Consider the following 20208-nt stretch of genomic DNA (forward strand, 5'->3'; position numbering starts at 1 on the left):
ACCCCACCGCCGCCGACCGGCGGCACATTCACGGATGGCCAAGTCACTTCCCCTCGCAGCGTTGCACACGTTCGTCGAAGTGGCGCGCTGCGGCAGCATGAAACAGGCGGCCGACCAGCTCTGCATTTCTCCGGGCGCCGTCAGCCAGCATGTCCGCAATCTCGAGGATCGCCTCGCCGTGCGCCTGTTCGAGCGCACCGGCCGCGAACTCGAGCTGACCGGCACGGGCCGTGCGCTGTTCGACCAGCTCGCCGGCGGCTTCAACGAGATCGAGGCCGCGTGGGCGAACGTGCACGGCGCCAATCGGCGCGTCGTCCGCCTCGCGGTGACGACCACCGCCTCCTTCGCGAACACGTGGCTCGTGCAGCGCCTCGGCGGGTTCAATGCCGCGTACCCGGAAATCGAAATCACGGTCGAGACGCGCGGGCAGCTGGTCGACTTGCGTCGCGACTATGTCGACGTCGCGATCCGGCACGGGTTGGGCCGCTATCCCGGGCACGCATCGTTCCGCATCTGGACCCCCGAGCTGTGGCCCGTCTGCAGCCCGCAACTGTTCGATCCCGCCCGTCCGGTCGCCACGCCGGCCGACTGCCTGTCGTACCCGCTGTTGCAGGACGCGGATCGTGCCGACTGGGCGTTGTGGCTGCGCGCGCAAGGGATCGAGGATGCCCGTGCGCCGCGCGGCGCGAGCTTCAGCGAGGATGCGTTGCTGATCAAGGCGGCGGTCGCCGGGCAGGGCATGGCGCTGGTGCGCGACATCTATGCGCGGGACGAAGTCGCGGCCGGCCGGCTGGTACGTGTGCTCGCACGGCCCTGGCCGACCGAACTGTCCTACTACGTCGTGTGCAGCGAAGCGCGCCAGCACGAGTGGAAGATCGCCGCGTTCCGCGACTGGCTCGCGAGCGAGATCGGCAGCGACGACGACGGCCCGCGCGATCTACTGGCGTGACCCGCGCACGGCGGTGGCCGCGAACCCCTTGAGCTTGCCGGTCGCGAGCGCGGTGCCGAGCAGGATGATCGCGCACCCGGCGACCGTCTGCACCGAGATCGTCTCGTGCAGGAAGATCGCCCCCCATACGACACCGAAGATCGGGATCAGGAACGTGACCGACGCGGCATATTGCGCGCCCGCATGGCGGATCAGCCCGAAATACAGCAGGTAGGCGACGGCCGTGCAGATCGCGCCGAGCAGCACCACCGCGATCCACGCAGACGTGTGAACGGGGCCGTGTGGCCACAGCGGCAGCGCGAGCGGCACGAGCGCGACCGCCGCGAACAACTGGCTGCCGAATGCCGACACGAACGGCCTGACGTTCGCCAGCTTGCGCTTCGAGTAATGCGCGGCGAACCCGTACGACAGCGTCGCGAGCATTGCCGCGGCGATCGCGCGCGGTGCGCCGGGTGTACCGGCACCGACCGCCGAACCGGCGAGCACGACGACGCCGGCAAAGCCCAGCGCGAGACCGAGCGCCTGCGGCTTCGTCAGCGGCGCGCGCAGCCACACGTACGCGACGATCGCGGTCCATAGCGGTGTCGTCGCATTCAGGATCGAATCGGTGCCGGCCGACACGAACAGTGCCGCGTAGGTCAGCAGGCAGAACGGCAGCGCCGAGTTTGCGATGCCGACGACGAACAGTGGCACCAGATGCGAGCGGAATTCCTGTCGCGCCTGCGCGTGGCGCAGCACCGGCGACAACAGCACGGCCGCGATCGCGACGCGCAGCGCGATCAGCGGGACGACGCCGAATTCCGGTGCGCCCATGCGCATGAACAGGAAGGACGCGCCCCAGATGGCAGCCAGGGTCACGAGCTGTAGTGCATTCATCGACGACTCCGTTCGGTGGATCGGGCGACCGGCCGGAACGCGATACGCGCCGGCGCGGGCGGATGACCCATTGAACGTCACGCGCGAGTCGCGACGCAAACGAGGTTTTGTGACGGGCGGTTTAGAAAAATGAATCGACGGACACGCATGCACGGACTGCGCACGCGCGCTCAGTGGCCGCGATAGAGCTGCGCGATTTGCGTATTGCTGGCGGTGGCGCGTCGCGCATGCACGGTGTGCACGCTCACGCGGTGGAATGCGCGGGCACGATGCGCGGCACTGCGGCTGGCCTTCCAGTCCGCCAGGCGAACCGTGGCGGTGGGGTGCGGCCGGTCGCGCGCACGCATGGCCGGCACCGCTCGCGCGACGGCCGTCCGTCCGGCCGATTCGCCGAGATCCGGGCTACCCTGTCGGGCGGCGGCCACCTGCGTTCCATCAGTCGAATGAAACGGATAGACGGGCGCCGGCAAGACCGGCAGCACGGGATCGTTCGACGCGTACGGGCCGGCATCGCTTGCCGTCGCGCCCGAACCATTCGAACCGCGACAGACCGGATCGGCCTTGCACGTCCGGTCGACCGTCACGTAGCCGCCGACCAGCAGCACGAGCGTCAGGATGCTCAGGATCGGTGCGCTCGATGCGCGCGGCCGCCGGAACGCCGCGTTGCGAAGCGCCCGTGCGACGCGCGACGACCACGTGTGAAAGGAGTGCGCCGCATGGGTGGCAGGCGTGTCGCCCGAGGCCTGGCGCACCGGATCGAACGGCCAGTTCCGCTGGCGGCAGACGGGGCAGTGCTCGAGTGCGCGGAAGGCCACGAAGCCGCATTCCCTGCAGCGGCAGCAGGTGGTGCGTCGTGCTTCGGCTCGCGCGTTCAGGATTGCACGCCAGTCGTCGCGCGCGCGGCTTGTCCGGTTGGGCAGGACTCGCATCGCTGGAAGCGGGTGGGCGCCGTCAACGCGGCGAACGGTCGCCGGTCGTCACGATCCTTTCCTGCCAGGCGGCCGGTCGGCTCGTGCCGGAATCCGGTGGAGCATGCGTCGTCGACGGTCGTTCGCATGCGGTGCTCATGAGGTTCTCCATGACGTCGGGTGCGCGGAACGCGTTCGTCCGTGGCGGCCTACCGCTTCATTCTTGGTCGCAGGCGCGTGAAACGCAAGGCACAACAGGCCGCTGTAATTCGTCTGATTCGCGGCTAGGCGTCCTGCCGCTGCCGGGCCGCGAGCATCCCGATGGTCTGCATCGCGTGCTCGACGGCCGGTGTCCACGGCCGGCCGTAATTGAGCCGAAGATAGCGGCGGAATCCGCCGGTCGCGGAAAAGATCGGCCCCGGCGCGATGCTGACGCCGCCTTCCATCGCATCGTCGAACAGATGCATCGCATCCACGCGCGGCGGCAGTTCGATCCACAGGAAATACCCGCCGCGCGGCGCGAATACCTCGGTGCCGGCCGGAAAATACGCGCGCACGGCCGCGAGCATCTGCGCCTGATGGGCGGCGAGATTGCGGCGCAGCCTGCGCAGGAAGCGGTCGTACGCGCCGTCGCGCAGGTAGCTCGAAATCGCCATCTGCGCGGGCACGTCGGCCGCCGGCGCACTCGCGCCTTTTGCCTGACGGATCTGCCGCACGTAGCGTCCGGCCGCGACCCAGCCGATCCGGAACCCGGGCGCGAGGCACTTCGAGAACGAACCGCAATGCAGGACGAGCCCGCTGTCGTCATACAGCTTGGCGGGGCGCGTGGGTGCCGTGCCGAAATGCAACTCGCCATAGACGTCGTCCTCGATCAACGGCACGTTGCGTGCCGCGAGCAGGTCGATCAGCGCACGCTTGCGCTCGTCGGTGAGTGTCGCGCCGGTCGGGTTGTGGAACGACGTCATGAACCAGCACGCGCGCACCGGATGCGTGTCGAGTGCCTGCGCGAGTGCATCGAGGTCGAGGCCCGTGCGCGGGTCGACCGGAATCTCGACGGCCTTCAGGTGCAGGCGCTGCACGGCATGCAGCACCGCATGGAACGCGGGCCGTTCAATCGCGACGATGTCGCCGGGGCGCGTGAGCGCCTGCAGGCTCAGCGTCAGCGCTTCGAGCGCGCCGGTCGTGATGACGATCTCATCCATCGGCAACGCCGCGCCCGCGTTCAGGTAGCGCAATGCAATCTGGCGACGCAGCGCGTCGTAGCCGGGCGGCAATCCCGAGAGCAGTTTCGTGCGGTCCATGCTGCGCGCCGCCGACGCAACGTAGCGCCACAGGCTGCTCATCGGGAACAGCGAATAGCTGGCGAATGCGGAGCCGAGTGGCACGACGTCGTCGCATTTGAGCGAATCGAGCAGACGCAACAGCGTGTCGTCGTCGCCGATGGGTGCGGCGGCCGGCTTGCGCGGCGGATCGTGGCCGAATCGAAGGTGTTTGTCTTCGAGGTTCGCAACGAAATATCCGGACCGTGCGCGCGCGACGATCAGACCCTCGCTTTCGAGCGCGTAGTACGCGCGAAACACGGTGGACGGGCTTACGCCGTATGCACGGCACGCGGCACGCACGGTCGGGATGCGCGCACCGGGGGCCAGATCTCCACGCCGGATCGACTCGGAAATCGTCCGGGCGAGCATCGCATAACGCTTCATGCCTGCCTCAAGTCGAGCAGCTTTGTGCCGAAAAAAGAGTAGCACGGCGCGCGCTGCGCGACAGGCCTCGTTATCCCGTGATCCGCTTGTTTTTCACGGGCTCTGATCCTGTTTTTCGGCGCGACTCGCTGGCATGCTTTCGCCGCTCAAGCAATCTTCGTTCCCGACATTGACCGATACGGAATTCACGCTGTCCGCCGGCTGATCCGTGGCCCGTGCGCCGGTGCGTGCGAGGTCTAGTCAGCGGTGTCATGACCCTAACCGGAAACCTTCAGCGTGAAATCGAATACTCTCGTCGCGGGCCTCGTGGCCGGCCTCGCCCTCAACCTGCTCGGCGCCGCCGCGCAGGCCGCCTGCATCAGCAATCCGCCGACGCAATCCAACGCGACGTTTCCCGCCACACTGACCGGCAAGCTCGTCTATCACAGCTACGTCAAGTACGGCGACGGCACGAGCCAGCTGTTCCTCTACGACTTCTCGGCCCATACGCTGACGCAACTGAGCAAGAGCGCGTGGGGCATCACCGATCCGATGAACGGCGTGTTCAGCCCCGACGGCAAGTGGCTCGCGTTCATGGGCATCAGCAACGGCGCATGGAACGTATTCATGCTGCAGCTCGGCGCGGGCACGCCGCCGGTCAACCTGACGAACAGCACCGGCGCGACGCGTAACGAGGATCCGAAATTCAGCGCGGACGGCAAGACCCTCGTGTTCAAGCAGAACGGCGACGTCAAGCAGGCGACGCTGTCGTACACGAGCGCGGGCCCGGTCTTCACGTCGGTCGTGAGCCTGACGAATGCGCCGGCCGGCGCCGAATACTCGATGCCGTTCCTCGCGCCGGATGCGAGCGCCGTGTACTACGCGACCGGCACCGGCGCGAACATGGGGCTGATGAAGCGCACGCTCGCGACCGGTGTCACCGCCACGTTCGATCACCCGGCCGGGCTGCAGACGTACTACCCGATCGTGCGTGGGGACGGCATGGTGTTCTATGCACGCTGGAAAGACAGCGGCCAGGCCGACCAGATCTATACGAAGACCGCGGACCCGGCGTCGACGCCGAACGCATTGCCGATCAACGACTGCGTGAGCAACAACTCGGATCCGGCACCGGTGAGCGGCACGAACTACGTGTTCTTCTCGTCGACGACGGCGGGCGGCTATCAGCTCTACGTCGGTGACGTGACGACCGGCCAGCGCTGGAGCCTGTCGCAGTTCGGCGTGAACGCCGACACGACGAAGGCCAAGCTCGGGTCGAGCTACTACGGTGGCCCGGCTGCCGCACAGCCGACACTGCTGTCGCAAGGCCACCCGGCTGCCGCATCGGCGAGCTACAACGCGTCGCTCACGCCCGACAAGGCGTTCGACGGCAACACCACGAGCACGCGCTGGGATTCGCCGGAGGGTGCGGGCGTCGATCCGCAATGGATCTCCGTGGATCTCGGTGCGACGAAGACGATCAACAGCATCGATCTCTACTGGGATGCGGGCGCGCTCGTCTACCAGATCCAGGTGTCGAACGACAACGCGAACTGGACGACGATCTACTCGACGAACAACGGCGTGTCATACGGCCACGTGACGCTGCCGAACCTGAACGGGCATGGGCGCTACGTGCGGATGTATGGCACGAAGCGCGCGACGCAGTGGGGTTATTCGCTCGACGAAATGCAGGTGTGGGGATCGTAAGCGCAAAGAAAAAAGCGACCTTCGAGGTCGCTTTTTTCATAGGGCAATCGCGGTGAGGCTCACGCATGCAGCACATGCGTGGGGAATGCCGGGCTGGCGCTCGTCGCACCCTGCGCAAGCGGCGCGACCTGCTTGCGGCGCTCGCGCGTCGGCGCGACGCCGAACGCGTCGCGATAGCTCTTGCTGAAATGGCACGCCGACTGGAAGCCGCACGCCATCGTGATGTGCATGATCGACATGTCGGTCTGCAGCAGCAGTTCGCGCGCGCGGCGCAGCCGCAGCGTCAGGTAGTAGTGCGTCGGCGTCATCCCGAGGTGTTCGCGGAACAGGCGCTGCAGTTGCCGCTGCGACATGTTCGCGAGCCGCGCGAGCTCCTCGCGCGACAGCGGCTCCTCGATGTTGTTTTCCATCAGCGAGATCACTTCGAACAGCGACTTGTTCGCGGAGCCGAGGCGCGCGACGAGCGGCATGCGTTGCTGCGCGCTCGTGTCACGCACGTGTTCGACGATGAACTGCTCGGCGATCTGCGTGACGCGCGCGGTGCCCACGCGCGCGGCGATCAGGTTCAGCATCATGTCGAGCGGCGCGACGCCACCCGTGCACGTGATGCGGTCGCGGTCGATCACGAACAGTTCCTTCAGGAAGCGCGTGTCCGGAAACTCTTCCTTCAGCGCCGACATGTTTTCCCAGTGGATCGCGCATGCGTAGCCCGCGAGCAGTCCCGACTTTGCGAGTGCATAGGTGCCCGTGCACAGGCTGCCGAGCGGGATGCCCGAGCGCGCAAAGCGGCGCAGCGTCGACAGATGGGCGGGCGTGGTCGCGCGCTGCACGTCGACGCCGCCGCACACGAACACGATGTCCGGTTGCCCCACGCATTCGGCCGGGCCGGTGTCGACCGTCAGGCCGTTGCTCGCGGTGACCGGGCCGCCGTCCGGGCTGATGACCGACCAGCGGTAGAGCGGTTGGCCGCTCAGGTAGTTCGCCATCCGAAGCACCTCGATCGCATTCGTAAATGCGATCATCGTGAAATTCGGTAATGGCATGAACGCGAAGTGGGACAGCGACGCTGTGCGGTCGGGCGACATGGGGAGCGTTCCTTGAATCTCTAATAGCTATACGCCCGGGAGGCACGGATCGGGCTGCGGTATTGTGTGAGCCAGCGCAACAAGCGTGCCATACGGCTAAACCCTAGCTCCATACGTTGTATGGCTGAAAGCGGCATGCTGCACTGCACCGTATTCGTGACGCGTTGCACCCCGACCGGGCGGCAATCGCACCGCCTGCGTGCCTGTTCATAGGTGAACGACAGGAGGCGGTTTGCTTGGTCATCCGAAAAAGCACGACCGGTCACTTGTATAAAACGGACGCGGATGGCGGAAAAGGCAAAGAACGCGTCTAAATTCATCAATCCGCCGAAAATCCGAACGACAAGAATAGAGCCGTCGGCAGCCTTGTACGGGACGAGCGGGAAACCCAGGCAGGGCGGGCCTTGAGCTTCGGTTTCAGCCCCTTATTCTTCGTCACGGACGCACTATGTCGAACACCCAGCCTTTCTTCTCGCAGCCCCTGGCCGAGCGCGACGCGCCGGTGCGCAGCGCCATCCTGAAGGAACTCGAGCGTCAGCAGTCGCAGGTCGAGCTGATCGCGTCGGAAAACATCGTGTCGCGTGCGGTGCTGGAGGCACAAGGCTCGGTGCTGACCAACAAGTACGCGGAAGGCTATCCCGGCAAGCGCTACTACGGCGGCTGCGAGTTCGCGGACGAAGTCGAGGCGCTGGCGATCGAGCGCGTCAAGCAGATCTTCAACGCCGGCTATGCGAACGTGCAGCCGCACTCGGGCGCGCAGGCGAACGGCTCGGTGATGCTCGCGCTGGCCAAGCCGGGCGACACGGTGCTCGGCATGTCGCTCGACGCCGGCGGCCACCTGACGCACGGCGCGAAGCCGGCGCTGTCGGGCAAGTGGTTCAACGCCGTGCAGTACGGCGTGAACCGCGACACGATGCTGATCGACTACGACCAGGTCGAAGCGCTTGCGCACGAGCACAAGCCGAACCTGATCATCGCCGGCTTCTCGGCGTACCCGCGTGCGCTCGATTTCGCACGCTTCCGCGCGATCGCCGACAGCGTCGGCGCGAAGCTGATGGTCGACATGGCGCACATCGCCGGCGTGATCGCCGCGGGCCGCCACGCGAACCCGGTCGAGCATGCGCACGTCGTCACGTCGACCACCCACAAGACGCTGCGCGGCCCGCGCGGCGGCTTCGTGCTGACCAATGACGAGGACATCGCGAAGAAGATCAACTCGGCCGTGTTCCCCGGCCTGCAGGGCGGCCCGTTGATGCACGTGATCGCCGGCAAGGCCGTCGCGTTCGGCGAAGTGCTGCATGCGGACTTCAAGGCCTACATCGACAACGTGCTCGCGAATGCGCAGGCGCTCGGCGAAGTGCTGAAGGCCGGCGGCGTCGATCTCGTCACGGGCGGCACCGACAACCACCTGCTGCTGGTCGACCTGCGCCCGAAGGGCCTGAAAGGCGCGCCGGTCGAGCAGGCGCTCGAACGCGCGGGCATCACCTGCAACAAGAACGGCATTCCGTTCGACACCGAGAAGCCGACCGTCACGTCGGGCATCCGCCTCGGCACGCCGGCCGGCACGACGCGCGGCTTCGGCGTCGCGGAATTCCGCGAGGTGGGCCGCCTGATCCTGGAAGTGTTCGACGCGCTGCGCGCGAACCCGGAAGGCGACCACGCGACCGAACAGCGCGTGCGCCGCGAGATCTTCGCGTTGTGCGAACGCTTCCCGATCTATTGATCCCACCGACCCGACAATACTGGAGCAACACATGAGCACGCTGCATCAAGACAGCATCATCATCGACGGGCTGAACATCTCGAAGTTCGAGAAGCCGGTGTTCGAAGACATGCGCAAGGGTGGCATCACCGCCGCGAACTGTACGGTGTCGGTGTGGGAGAACTTCACGAAGACCGTCGACAACATCGGCGTGATGAAGAAGAAGATCCGCGACAACGGCGAGCTGCTGACGCTGGTGCGCACGACGGAAGACATCTTCCGCGCGAAGAAGGAAAACAAGACGGGCGTGATCCTCGGCTTCCAGAACGCGCATGCGTTCGAGGACAACCTCGGCTACATCGAAGCGTTCGCCGACATGGGCGTGCGCGTCGTGCAGCTCTGCTACAACACGCAGAACCTGGTCGGCACCGGTTGCTACGAGCGTGACGGCGGGCTGTCGGACTTCGGCCGCGAAGTGATCACCGAGATGAACCGCGTCGGGATCATGGTCGACCTGTCGCACGTGGGCGGCAACACGTCGTCGGAAGCGATCGCGTTCTCGAAGAAGCCGGTGTGCTACTCGCACTGCCTGCCGTCGGGCCTGAAGGAGCATCCGCGCAACAAGAGCGACGAGCAACTGAAGGAGATCGCCGATGCAGGCGGCTTCGTCGGCGTGACGATGTTCGCGCCGTTCCTGAAGCGCGGGATCGAAGCGAACATCGACGACTACATCGAGGCGATCGAGTACGTCGTGAACCTGATCGGCGAAGACGCGGTCGGCATCGGCACGGATTTCACGCAGGATTTCGCGAAGGAATTCTTCGACATGCTGACGCACGACAAGGGCCGCTATCGCCAGCTGACGAACTTCGGCAAGGTGATCAACCCGGACGGCATCCGCACGATCGGCGAATTCCCGAACCTGACCGCGGCGATGGAACGCCACGGCTGGAAGGAGTCGCGTATCCGCAAGATCATGGGCGAGAACTGGGTGCGCGTGTTCAAGGACGTGTGGGGCGCGTAAGCGCCGCGAACGCCGAACCACCCTCAGCGATTCAACATTACAAGAAATCGGGACGTGCCCGCGCAAGCCGCGCGGGCGCGCGGACGATGTCGCGCCTGCGCACTGAGCCGCGCGGCCACTTTCCTCACGGAGTCACACGATGCAACCGCAACTGCCGATCAACGTCGATCCCGATACCGGCGTCTGGACCACCGACGCGCTGCCGATGCTGTACGTGCCGCGCCACTTCTTCACGAACAACCACGTCGCCGTCGAGGAAGCGCTCGGCGTCGAAGCGTATGCCGAGATCCTCTACAAGGCCGGCTACAAGTCCGCATACCACTGGTGCGACAAGGAAGCCAAGCTGCACGGCCTGACCGGCATGGCCGTGTTCGAGCACTACCTGAAGCGCCTGTCGCAGCGCGGCTGGGGCCTGTTCTCGATCATCGAGGCCGATCCGGCCAGCGCGCGCGCCAGGATCGAGCTGCGCCACTCGTCGTTCGTGCTCCAGCAGCCGGGCAAGGAAGGCAAGCTCTGCTACATGTTCGCGGGCTGGTTCGCCGGCGCGATGGACTGGGTCAACGACACGACGCCGGAAGGCAAGGGCGCCCCGCGCGCGCAATCGAAGGAAGTGCAGTGCGCGGCCGAGCATCACGATCACTGCGTGTTCGAAGTGTCGCCGATCGCGCACTGATGCCCTGACGCACTGATTCACCGAAACAGAACAACACCCGCAACACGAGACATTCGAACGCCAGAGGTCGCCAGCGATGCGTTATCCCCACCTGTTCAAACCCATGCAGCTGAACCAGCTGACGCTGCGCAACCGGATCGTCAGCACCGCGCATGCGGAGGTGTATGCCGAGCCGGGCGGCCTGCCGGGCGACCGCTATATCCGCTACTACGAAGAAAAGGCCAAGGGTGGCGTGGGCCTCGCGATCTGCGGCGGGTCGAGCCCGGTGTCGATCGACAGCCCGCAGGGCTGGTGGAAATCGGTGAACCTGTCGAACGACAAGATCATCGATCCGCTTACGCGGCTGGCCGACGCGATGCACAAGCACGGCGCGAAGATCATGATCCAGGCGACGCACATGGGCCGCCGCTCGTCGTTCCACGGCGAGCACTGGCCGCACCTGATGTCGCCGTCGGGCGTGCGCGAACCCGTGCACCGCGGTAACGCGAAGATCATTGAGATCGAGGAAATCCGCCGCATCATCGGCGATTTCGCGGCGGCCGCGAAGCGCGTGAAGGCGGCCGGCATGGACGGCATCGAAATCTCGGCTGCGCACCAGCACCTGATCGACCAGTTCTGGAGCAAGCGCTCGAACCACCGCACCGACGAATGGGGCGGCAGCCTGGAGAACCGGCTGCGCTTCGGCATCGAAGTGCTGACGGCCGTGCGTGAGGCGGTCGGCAAGGATTTCTGCGTCGGCCTGCGCATGTGCGGCGACGAATTCCACGAGGATGGCCTCGATCACGAAGCGCTGAAGGAAATCGCGCAGGCGATGTCGGAGACGGGCCTGATCGACTACCTGAGCGTGGTGGGCTCGGGCGGCGATACGCACAACACGATCGCCAACTGCATGCCGCCGATGGCGCTGCCGCCGGAGCCGTTCGTGCACCTCGCGGCCGGCATCAAGTCGGTCGTGAAGATTCCGGTGATGCACGCGCAGAGCATCCGCGATGCGGGCCAGGCCGAGCGCCTGCTCGCGACCGGCATGATCGACCTGGTCGGCATGACGCGCGCGCAGATCGCCGATCCGCACATGGTGATCAAGATCCGCGACGGCCGCGAAGACGAAATCAAGCAGTGCGTCGGCGCGAACTACTGCATCGACCGCCAGTACAACGGCCTCGACGTGCTGTGCATCCAGAACGCCGCGACGTCGCGCGAAGCGACGATGCCGCACATCATCGAGAAGTCGCGCGGCCCGAAGCGCAAGGTCGTGGTGGTCGGCGCGGGCCCGGCGGGCCTGGAAGCGGCGCGTGTCGCGAAGCTGCGCGGCCACGACGTCGTGCTGTTCGAAAAGAACGCGGAAGTCGGCGGGCAGGTGATGATCGCGGCGAAGGCGCCGCAACGCGAACAGATGTCGGGGATCATCCGCTGGTTCGACATGGAAACGAAGCGCCTGGGCGTCGATCGACGCCTCGGCGTCGCCGCCGACGAGAAGATGATCATGGCCGAGAAGCCGGACATCGTCGTGCTCGCGACGGGCGGGTCGAGCTTCACGTGGCAGGTGCCGGGCTGGGGCGTGGCCGAGGGCCTCGCCGTCAGCTCGTGGGACATCCTGACGGGCAAGGTCGAGCCGAAGCAGAACGTGCTGCTGTTCGACGGCGTGAGCACGCATGCGGGCGCCGGCGTGGCCGACTTCATGGCGAGCCGCGGCTCGAAGGTCGAGGTCGTCACGCCTGACGTGAAGGTGGCCGACGATTGCGGCGGCACGACGTTCCCGATCTTCTATCGCCGCCTGTACGCATTCGGCGTGATCCCGACGCCGAACACGATGCTCGATCGCGTCTATGAAGAGGACGGCAAGCTGATCGCCGTGCTGCGCAACGAGTACACGGAAGAGCTCGAAGAGCGCGCCGTCGACCAGGTGGTGATCGAGAACGGTTCGTCGCCGAACGACGAGCTGTACTGGAAGCTCAAGCCGGAATCGGTGAACCGCGGCCAGATCGATCCGCACACGCTGTTCGCGGCCGAGCCGCAGCCGTGCCTGTCGGAAGAACTCGGCAATGGCCGTTTCCTGCTGTTCCGTGTCGGCGACTGCATCTCGATGCACAACGTCCACGGTGCGATCTACGACTCGCTGCGTCTCGTGAAGGATTTCTAAACGATGAACCCGTCCTTCCTCATTACCGCCCTGTTGTGGCTGTCGATGGCGGGGCTCGCGTTCGCGGTCGCGAAGCGCTCGTCATACTGGCGTCTCGGCCGGGCCACCGCGCCCGGCTCGTTCGGCGTCGCGAACCTGTTCGCGATCCCGAAGCGCTACTTCGTCGACCTGCACCACGTGGTCGCCCGCGATCCGTACATCGCGAAGACGCACGTCGCGACCGCCGGTGGCGCGATCGGCGCGCTCGCGCTGGTGTTCATCAACTACGGCCTCGCGATCTACTCGCCGTGGCTCGACAAGCTGATCTTCCTGTCGGCGCTCGCGATGCTGGTCGGCGCGGTGTTCGTGTGGCGCCGGCGCGCGGCCAAGGACGTGCCGGCCCGCCTGTCGCGCGGCCCGTGGAATACGCTGCCCTGGCTGCTCGGCTCGTTCGCGCTCGGCCTCGTGCTGTTCATGCTGGTGCCGATCGGCGCGATGTCGGGTGCGTTCGCGGTGCTCTGTGCCGTGCTGATCGGTGTCGGTGCATTCACGATGACGGTCGGCGCCGCGAAGGGCGGGCCGATGAAGCACGCGATCGCCGGCCTGCTGCACCTGGCCTTCCACCCGCGCCAGGAGCGCTTCGCGGCCACCCGCGAATCGTTCACGGGCAACGGTACGGCCACGCCGCCGACCGCGCTGAAGCTGCCGGACATCGAGCATCAGGAGTACGGCGTCGAGAAGCCGGTCGAATTCCGCTGGAACCAGCTGCTGAGCTTCGACGCATGCGTGCAGTGCGGCAAGTGCGAAGCCGCGTGCCCCGCGTTCGCGTCGGGCCAGCCGCTGAACCCGAAGAAGCTGATCCAGGATCTGGTCGTCGGGATGGCGGGCGGAACCGATGCGGCATACGCGGGCAGCCCGTCGCCGGGCCTCGCGGTCGGCCAGCATCGCGGCGAGCCGAACGGCCCGATCGTGTCGGGCCTGATCGAAGAGCAGACGCTGTGGTCGTGCACCACCTGCCGCGCATGCGTGCAGGAATGCCCGATGCTGATCGAGCACGTCGATGCGATCGTCGACATGCGCCGCAACCGCACGCTCGTGCACGGCACGGTGCCGGGCAAGGGCCAGGAAGTGCTCGCGAACCTGCGTGAAACCGGCACGATGGGCGGCTACGACACGACCGCGCGCTACGACTGGTCGGTCGACCTGAGCGCGCCCGTCGCACAGCCCGGCAAGCCGGTCGACGTGCTGTTCGTCGCGGGCGAAGGCGCGTTCGACATGCGCTACCAGCGCACGCTGCGCGCGTTCGTCAAGGTGCTGAACAAGGCGGGCGTCGACTATGCGGTGCTCGGCTCGACCGAAACCGATACGGGCGACGTCGCACGCCGGCTCGGCGACGAAGCGACGTTCCAGCAGATGGCGAAGCGCCTGATCGGCACGCTCGGCACGCTGTCGTACAAGCAGATCGTGACGGCCGACCCGCACGTGATGCACAGCCTGCGCAACGAATACCGTGCGCTCGGGCTGCGCGTGACGGTCAAGCACCATACGACCTACCTCGCCGAACTGGCAGAGAGCGGCAAGATCGCACCGAAGGCCGTCGAAGCGCTGCGCGAGAAGCGCACCACGTATCACGACCCGTGCTACCTCGGCCGCTACAACGGCGAGACGGAAGCGCCGCGCAAGCTGCTGAAGACGATCGGCATCCAGGTCGTCGAAATGGAGCGCAACGGCATGCGCGGCCGCTGCTGCGGCGGTGGCGGCGGTGCGCCGCTGACCGACATCCCCGGCAAGCAGCGCATTCCCGACATCCGTATCGCCGATGCACGCACGATCGGCGCGGACGTGGTCGCGGTTGCCTGCCCGAACTGCACGGCGATGCTCGAAGGCGTCGTGGGCCCGCGCCCCGACGTGCTCGACGTGGCCGAACTCGTTGCCGCCTCGCTGGAGTGAATCGATGAACACGATCAAACGAATCGATCCGCGCCGGCCGTTCATCATCACGGCCGCCGGCCTGAAGCGCATCACGCTCGGCGAGGAAGGCAGCGCCGATGAGAACGCCGCGCACGGGTCCGTGCACGGTCATGGCGCAGCGGCCGCGAAGCCGCGCCGCGCGGTGCAGGATCCGAAGCACGTGATGCTGGTGGTCGCGCACAGTGAACGTGGCGCGCTCGACGATCATTCGCGGCAGGCAATCGCTGCCGCCGCGCTGCTCGCCGATGCGCAGACCGAAGTCGCGCTGCTCGCGTTCGGCGAGCTGAAGGACGACGTGGCCGAACTGGGCGTCGACAAGCTGCTGGAACTCGCCGGCTTCGAGCGCCGTGCGTTCGACCCTGAAAGCGAACTGCAAGCGTTGCAGGCATGCGTTGCGGCACTCGCGCCGAAACACGTGTTCGTGCCCGATAACGCGACGGGCGACGGCGATCTCGGCCGGCGTTACGCAGCGGCCGCCGGTGCGAGCGTCGCGACGCACGTCGTCGAGATCGACGCAAAGCATGTCGGCGCGTATGCGCACGCCGGGCGCGCGTTCGCCACCCGAGCGCTGCCCGACGTGATCCTGCTCGCGCAGAACGCGGTCGACGCGAAGCTGCCGTTCGTCGGTGCGGGCGAACGCCTGGCCGCCGACTTCATCCGCCCGGTGCATGACGCCGCGCAGCCGTACCGCGATCTCGGTCTCGACGAAATCGATGCGGCCCAGGTCGCACTCGAGGAAGCCGATTTCATCGTGTCGGCCGGCAACGGCGTGTCCGACATCGGCGCGTTCGAGCGGCTGGCCGGCGCGTTCGGCGCGGCGATCGGCGCGAGCCGTGTCGCGGTCGACAACGGCCACTTCACGCGCGACAAGCAGGTGGGTGCAACCGGCAAGACGGTCGAGGCGAGCGTGTACATCGCGTTCGGCATCTCGGGCGCGGTGCAGCACCTGCAGGGGATCAAGGACTGCCGCCACGTGATCGCCGTGAACCTCGACGGCAGTGCGCCGATCGCGAAGCGCGCGAACCTGACGGTGGTGGGCGACGCGCAGGGCACGATCGCCGCGCTGATCGAACAGGTGCAGGCTGCGCGCGTCGCGCGTGGCGAATCGCCGGCCGCGGTCGGCACCCGTGAACCGGAAGGAGTCGCCGCATGAACGCCCCCCGCCAGTTGCAACGCATCGCGGTGCTCGTGTCCGTCGGCCGCCACCCGGTCAGCGGCGTCGCGCGCTATAGCCGCAACGACGCAGCCGCGCTCGAAACCGGCCGCCAGCTCGCGGAGCGGCATCACGCGAAGCTCGACGTGATCCATGCGGGCGACCCCGCGAATGCTGCGCTTGCCGAATATCTCGCGCTCGGCGCACGGGAGGTCGAGGTGCTGGCCTGCCGCGACGACGACGATGCCGTGCACGCGCTCGCCGCTCGCGTCGAGGACTACGACCTCGTGCTGACCGGCACGCGCGCCGAGGGCGCGTACGACACAGGGATGCTGCCGTATCGCATCGCCGCGACGCTCGGCTATCCGCTCGTCGGCTCGGCCGTCGACGTGACGGTTGAAGGCGGTCGCGTGGCCGTCCGGCAATTTTTGCCGAAAGGGCTGCGGCGGCGCGTCGACGCGGCGCTGCCGGCCGTCGTCGCCGTCCATCCGCTGGCCAATGCCGAGCCGCGCTACGCGTATGCGCGGCTGCGCGCCGGCGCGATCCGGCCCGCGCTCGCGGCACCCGGCGCGGACGCCGACGCGGCCGCGTGGAAGGTCGGCCCGATCGAGCGTAAACCCGTAAAGCTGGTCGCCGCCGAGAAGCGCTCCGGGCATGCCCGGATGCTGTCCGCGACGACGACCGAAAGCCGTGGCGGCAACGTCGTAAATGAAGGGAGTTCGGTCGAAAAAGCACAAGTGATCCTCGCGTATTTGCGCGAGCATCAGCTCATCGACTACTGATTTTGATGCCTGTCGGCAAGAACCCAGGGATGCAAGGAATCCGGAGCAAACGATGAAAGTATCGGCAGACATTCGTGCATTGATCGAGCGGCGCAAGGAAGGGCACAGCCTCGAAGCGCCGTTCTACACGAGCGAGGACATCTTCGCGCTCGACATGGAGGCGATTTTCCGCCAGCACTGGATCCAGGTGGCGGTCGAACCGGACATTCCGGAGCCGGGCGACTACGTGACCGTGGAACTGGGGAGCGATTCGATCCTGATCGTGCGCGACGACGACATGGCGATCCGCGCGTTCCACAACGTGTGCCGTCACCGCGGCGCGCGCCTGTGCAACGAGGACAAGGGCTCGGTCGGCAACATCGTGTGCCCGTACCACAGCTGGACCTACAACCTGACGGGCCAGCTGATGTTCGCCGAGCACATGGGCGAGAAGTTCGACCGCTGCAAGCACAGCCTGAAGTCGGTGCACGTCGAGAACCTCGCGGGCCTGATCTTCGTCTGCCTGGCCGACGAGCCGCCCGCCGACTTCGCGCAGCTGCGCGCCGAGATGGAGCCGTACCTGCTGCCGCACGATCTGCCGAGCACGAAGATCGCCGCGCAGATCGACATCATCGAGGAAGGCAACTGGAAGCTCACGATGGAGAACAACCGCGAGTGCTATCACTGCGTCGCGAACCATCCGGAGCTCACCATCTCGCTGTACGAATACGGCTTCGGCTACCAGCGTTCCGACGCGAACGCCGAAGGCATGGACGCGTTCGCTGAAACGTGCGTGCGTCGCGGCAAGGAGTGGGCCGAAATGGGCCTGCCGTCCGAAGAGATCGAGAAGCTGCTCGACGTGACGGGTTTCCGCACGCAGCGCCTGCCGCTCGATCGCCACGGCGAATCGCAGACGCTCGATGCGAAGGTCGCGTCGAGGAAGCTGCTCGGCGGCTTCGACAAGGCCGACCTCGGCGGGCTGTCGTTCTGGACGCAGCCGAACTCGTGGCACCACTTCATGAGCGATCACATCGTGACGTTCTCGGTGATCCCGCTGTCGGCCGGCAAGACGCTCGTGCGCACGAAGTGGCTCGTGCACAAGGACGCGAAGGAAGGCATCGATTACGACGTGAAGAACCTCACGGCCGTGTGGAACGCGACCAACGACCAGGATCGCGCGCTCGTCGAGTTCTCGCAGCGCGGCGCAACCAGCAGCGCGTACGAGCCGGGCCCGTATTCGCCGTTCACGGAAGGTCTCGTCGAAAAATTCTCGGCCTGGTACATCGGCCGGCTCGCCGAAAAAACCGGCGAATAAGCGTACAGCAGCGGACAAGCGGAGTCACTGATGAAACAACCCCCACGCTCACTTTGCTCGCTGCCCCCCAAGGGGGCGGCCAACCTCCTTGGGGCGGCCCGGCGGAGGTTGCCATGATGCGAGATGCGGCCAACTTCGAGCCGACGGACAGCCGGGTGACGCACCCGGCGTTCTGGAACGCCCTTCCCGAGCGCTGGACGAGCGACGTCGAGGAAACGCTGGTGTGTTGCCACGTGCGGCAGGAAACGCACGACGTGAAGAGTTTCTTCTTCCGTTCGCCGCAGGGCCGCTCGTTTTCGTTCGAGCCCGGGCAGTTCCTCACGCTCGAGCTCGACATCGACGGCGAAACGATCAACCGCTGCTACACGATCTCGTCGTCGCCCGCGCGGCCGCACACGGTGTCGATCACGGTGAAGCGCGTGCCGGGCGGCAAGGTGTCGAACTGGCTGCACGACAACCTGCAGCCGGGCTCGCCGGTGCGCGTGCTCGGCCCGGCCGGCGAGTTCACGTGCGCACGGCATCCGGCGCGCAAGTACCTGTTCCTGTCGGCCGGATCGGGCGTCACGCCGCTGATGTCGATGAGCCGCGCGCACCATGATCTCGCGGAAGATCGCGACATCCTGTTCGTGCACAGCGCGCGCACGCCGGACGACATCATCTTCGCGCGCGAGCTCGACCTGATCGCGTCGAACCACACGAACTTCCGCACGTCGTTCGTCGTCGAGCGCGTCGGTGCGCGCACCAACTGGCCGGGCGTCACGGGCTTCCTGACGCTGCCGCTGCTGAAGCTGATCGCACCGGATTTCATGGAGCGCGAGATCTTCACGTGCGGCCCCGCGCCGTACATGAAGGCCGTGCGCGACCTGCTCGACGAAGCCGGCTTCGATCGCAAGCAGTATCACGAGGAAAGCTTCTCGTTCGAAACGCTCGCGCAGACCGCGAGCGACGAGCTACTCGCCGATCTCGCCCCGCCGGCCGAAGGCGCCGACACCGACACGAAGCAGTACACGGTCAGCTTCGCAAAGAGCAATCGCGAGATTTCGTGCGGCTCGGAGCAGCACGTGCTCGACGCGGCACGCCAGTCGGGTGTGCGGCTGCCGGCCTCGTGCACGCAGGGCATGTGCGGCACCTGCAAGGTGAAGCTCGTGTCGGGGCAGGTTGAAATGAAACACAACGGCGGCATCCGCCAGCGCGAGATCGACCAGGGCATGGTGCTGCTGTGCTGCAGCAAGCCGCTGTCGGACCTCGTGATCGACAAGTAGTCGCAACACACCATCGGCTGTCCGGGTGCGTCGCACCCGGACAAGCATCCGTCGGAAAACAACGATACCGCGGATTTGTGGTTGAAGAACCTAGAGAGACAACGCGCACGGTGCGCACATCAAGGAGATCGACCATGAAGCTGTTCGGAAAACTGTTGTGGACCGGCGCACTGTCGGCAATGGTGGCACTGAGCGCCTCGGCGCTCGCCGATACGAAGCCCACGCTGAAGATCGGTTACGTCGAAGGCTGGGACGACAGCGTCGCGACGTCGAACGTCGCGGCACGCGTGATCGAGAAGAAGCTCGGTTACCAGGTCCAGCTCGTGCCGGTCGCTGCCGGGATCATGTGGCAGGGTGTCGCGCGCGGCGATCTCGACGCGACGCTGTCCGCGTGGCTGCCGGTCACGCACGGCTCGTACTGGGATGAATACAAGGCCAAGGTCGTCGACCTCGGCGCGAATTTCCCGGATGCAAAGATCGGCCTGATCGTGCCTGCATACGTGAAGGCGAAGAGCATCGACGACCTGAACGCGGAGAAGGGCAGCTTCGGCGGCCGGATCGTCGGCATCGATGCAGGCGCCGGCGTGATGCGCAAGACCGACGATGCGATCAAGAGCTACGGGCTGAACTACACGCTGATGCCGAGCTCGGGCAGTGCGATGACGGCCGAGCTGTCGCGTTCGGTCAATGCGAACAAGCCGGTCATCGTGACGGGCTGGGCGCCGCACTGGATGTTCGCGAAGTGGAAGCTGCGCTTCCTCGAGGATCCGAAGAAGGTGTTCGGCGGCGCCGAGCACGTCGACAGCGTCGTCAATCCGGCGCTCGAAACCAAAGCCAAGCCGGTCGTCGCGTTCCTGAAAAAATTCCAGTGGAAGCCGGGTGAAATCGACAGCGTGATGCTGGCGATCCAGAACGGCTCGAAGCCCGATGCGGCCGCCGATGCGTGGATCGCCGCGCACGCGGATCGCGTGAATGCGTGGACGGAAGGCGCGCAGTAAGCCAGAGATGAATCACC

At 66.3% G+C, this 20208-nt stretch carries 16 protein-coding genes; 12 read left to right on the top strand and 4 right to left on the bottom strand.

Annotated features, from left to right (window positions below):
- Positions 1–34: 34 nt before the first annotated feature.
- Positions 35–949, top strand: a complete 915-nt coding sequence (locus QZM67_RS33540; RefSeq protein ID WP_301809990.1) for a LysR substrate-binding domain-containing protein — start codon at positions 35–37, stop codon at positions 947–949.
- Here the strand turns inward: QZM67_RS33540 and QZM67_RS33545 are convergent.
- From QZM67_RS33545 to QZM67_RS33555, 3 genes are all read right to left on the bottom strand, one after another.
- On the bottom strand, positions 938–1825 hold the full coding sequence (locus QZM67_RS33545) for a DMT family transporter (RefSeq protein WP_301809993.1): 888 nt from the start codon (positions 1823–1825) through the stop codon (positions 938–940). The two genes, QZM67_RS33540 and QZM67_RS33545, sit on opposite strands and share 12 nt — an antisense overlap.
- 170 nt (positions 1826–1995) lie before the next feature.
- Positions 1996–2754, bottom strand: a complete 759-nt coding sequence (locus tag QZM67_RS33550) for a hypothetical protein (protein WP_301809995.1) — start codon at positions 2752–2754, stop codon at positions 1996–1998.
- Between the two features lie 263 nt (positions 2755–3017).
- Complete coding sequence (locus tag QZM67_RS33555) at positions 3018–4439, bottom strand: PLP-dependent aminotransferase family protein (RefSeq protein ID WP_301809998.1); 1422 nt, start codon at positions 4437–4439, stop codon at positions 3018–3020.
- Positions 4440–4715: 276 nt separating this feature from the next.
- Here QZM67_RS33555 and QZM67_RS33560 point away from each other — a divergent pair, with 276 nt between their 5' ends.
- The gene (locus QZM67_RS33560) at positions 4716–6128 is read left to right on the top strand and encodes a discoidin domain-containing protein (RefSeq protein WP_301810000.1); all 1413 of its coding nucleotides are present in this window, start codon (positions 4716–4718) and stop codon (positions 6126–6128) included.
- Between the two features lie 59 nt (positions 6129–6187).
- Here the strand turns inward: QZM67_RS33560 and QZM67_RS33565 are convergent, their stop codons facing one another.
- A complete protein-coding gene (locus tag QZM67_RS33565; protein WP_301810004.1) occupies positions 6188–7213 on the bottom strand; it encodes a GlxA family transcriptional regulator in 1026 nt (341 codons plus the stop codon).
- 448 nt (positions 7214–7661) lie between these two features.
- On the opposite strand from QZM67_RS33565, the gene QZM67_RS33570 reads away from it, so the two are divergent.
- The 10 genes from QZM67_RS33570 to QZM67_RS33615 all read left to right on the top strand — a co-directional run bounded on the left by QZM67_RS33570 (position 7662) and on the right by QZM67_RS33615 (position 20191).
- Positions 7662–8936: a serine hydroxymethyltransferase gene (locus QZM67_RS33570; protein ID WP_301810006.1), complete on the top strand. Its 1275-nt coding sequence runs from the start codon at positions 7662–7664 to the stop codon at positions 8934–8936.
- A gap of 31 nt (positions 8937–8967) precedes the next feature.
- On the top strand, positions 8968–9939 hold the full coding sequence (locus tag QZM67_RS33575; RefSeq protein WP_043180452.1) for a dipeptidase: 972 nt from the start codon (positions 8968–8970) through the stop codon (positions 9937–9939).
- Between the two features lie 139 nt (positions 9940–10078).
- Positions 10079–10612 (top strand): DUF5943 domain-containing protein, encoded by a 534-nt coding sequence (locus QZM67_RS33580; RefSeq protein WP_043180450.1) that lies wholly within the window; start codon positions 10079–10081, stop codon positions 10610–10612.
- A 76-nt stretch (positions 10613–10688) separates the two neighbouring features.
- Positions 10689–12752, top strand: coding sequence for an NADH:flavin oxidoreductase (locus QZM67_RS33585; RefSeq protein WP_043180448.1), 2064 nt, complete (start codon positions 10689–10691; stop codon positions 12750–12752).
- A gap of 3 nt (positions 12753–12755) precedes the next feature.
- Positions 12756–14681 carry a (Fe-S)-binding protein gene (locus tag QZM67_RS33590; protein ID WP_301810009.1) on the top strand — a complete coding sequence of 642 codons (1926 nt, stop codon included), beginning with the start codon at positions 12756–12758 and terminating at the stop codon, positions 14679–14681.
- 4 nt (positions 14682–14685) lie between these two features.
- Positions 14686–15855, top strand: coding sequence for an electron transfer flavoprotein subunit alpha/FixB family protein (locus QZM67_RS33595; protein WP_301810012.1), 1170 nt, complete (start codon positions 14686–14688; stop codon positions 15853–15855).
- Entirely contained in the window at positions 15852–16637 is a 786-nt protein-coding gene (locus tag QZM67_RS33600) for an electron transfer flavoprotein subunit beta/FixA family protein (RefSeq protein WP_175021211.1), read from the top strand. The genes QZM67_RS33595 and QZM67_RS33600 overlap by 4 nt, the downstream gene beginning before the upstream one ends.
- 52 nt (positions 16638–16689) lie before the next feature.
- On the top strand, positions 16690–17931 hold the full coding sequence (locus QZM67_RS33605; RefSeq protein WP_175021212.1) for an aromatic ring-hydroxylating dioxygenase subunit alpha: 1242 nt from the start codon (positions 16690–16692) through the stop codon (positions 17929–17931).
- Positions 17932–18044: 113 nt separating this feature from the next.
- Positions 18045–19193, top strand: coding sequence for a hybrid-cluster NAD(P)-dependent oxidoreductase (locus tag QZM67_RS33610; protein WP_301810015.1), 1149 nt, complete (start codon positions 18045–18047; stop codon positions 19191–19193).
- A 134-nt stretch (positions 19194–19327) separates the two neighbouring features.
- A complete protein-coding gene (locus QZM67_RS33615) occupies positions 19328–20191 on the top strand; it encodes a glycine betaine ABC transporter substrate-binding protein (RefSeq protein WP_301810017.1) in 864 nt (287 codons plus the stop codon).
- Positions 20192–20208: the final 17 nt, after the last annotated feature.

The sequence above is a fragment of the Burkholderia sp. AU45251 genome (assembly GCF_030482905.1).
Classification (GTDB): domain Bacteria; phylum Pseudomonadota; class Gammaproteobacteria; order Burkholderiales; family Burkholderiaceae; genus Burkholderia; species Burkholderia aenigmatica.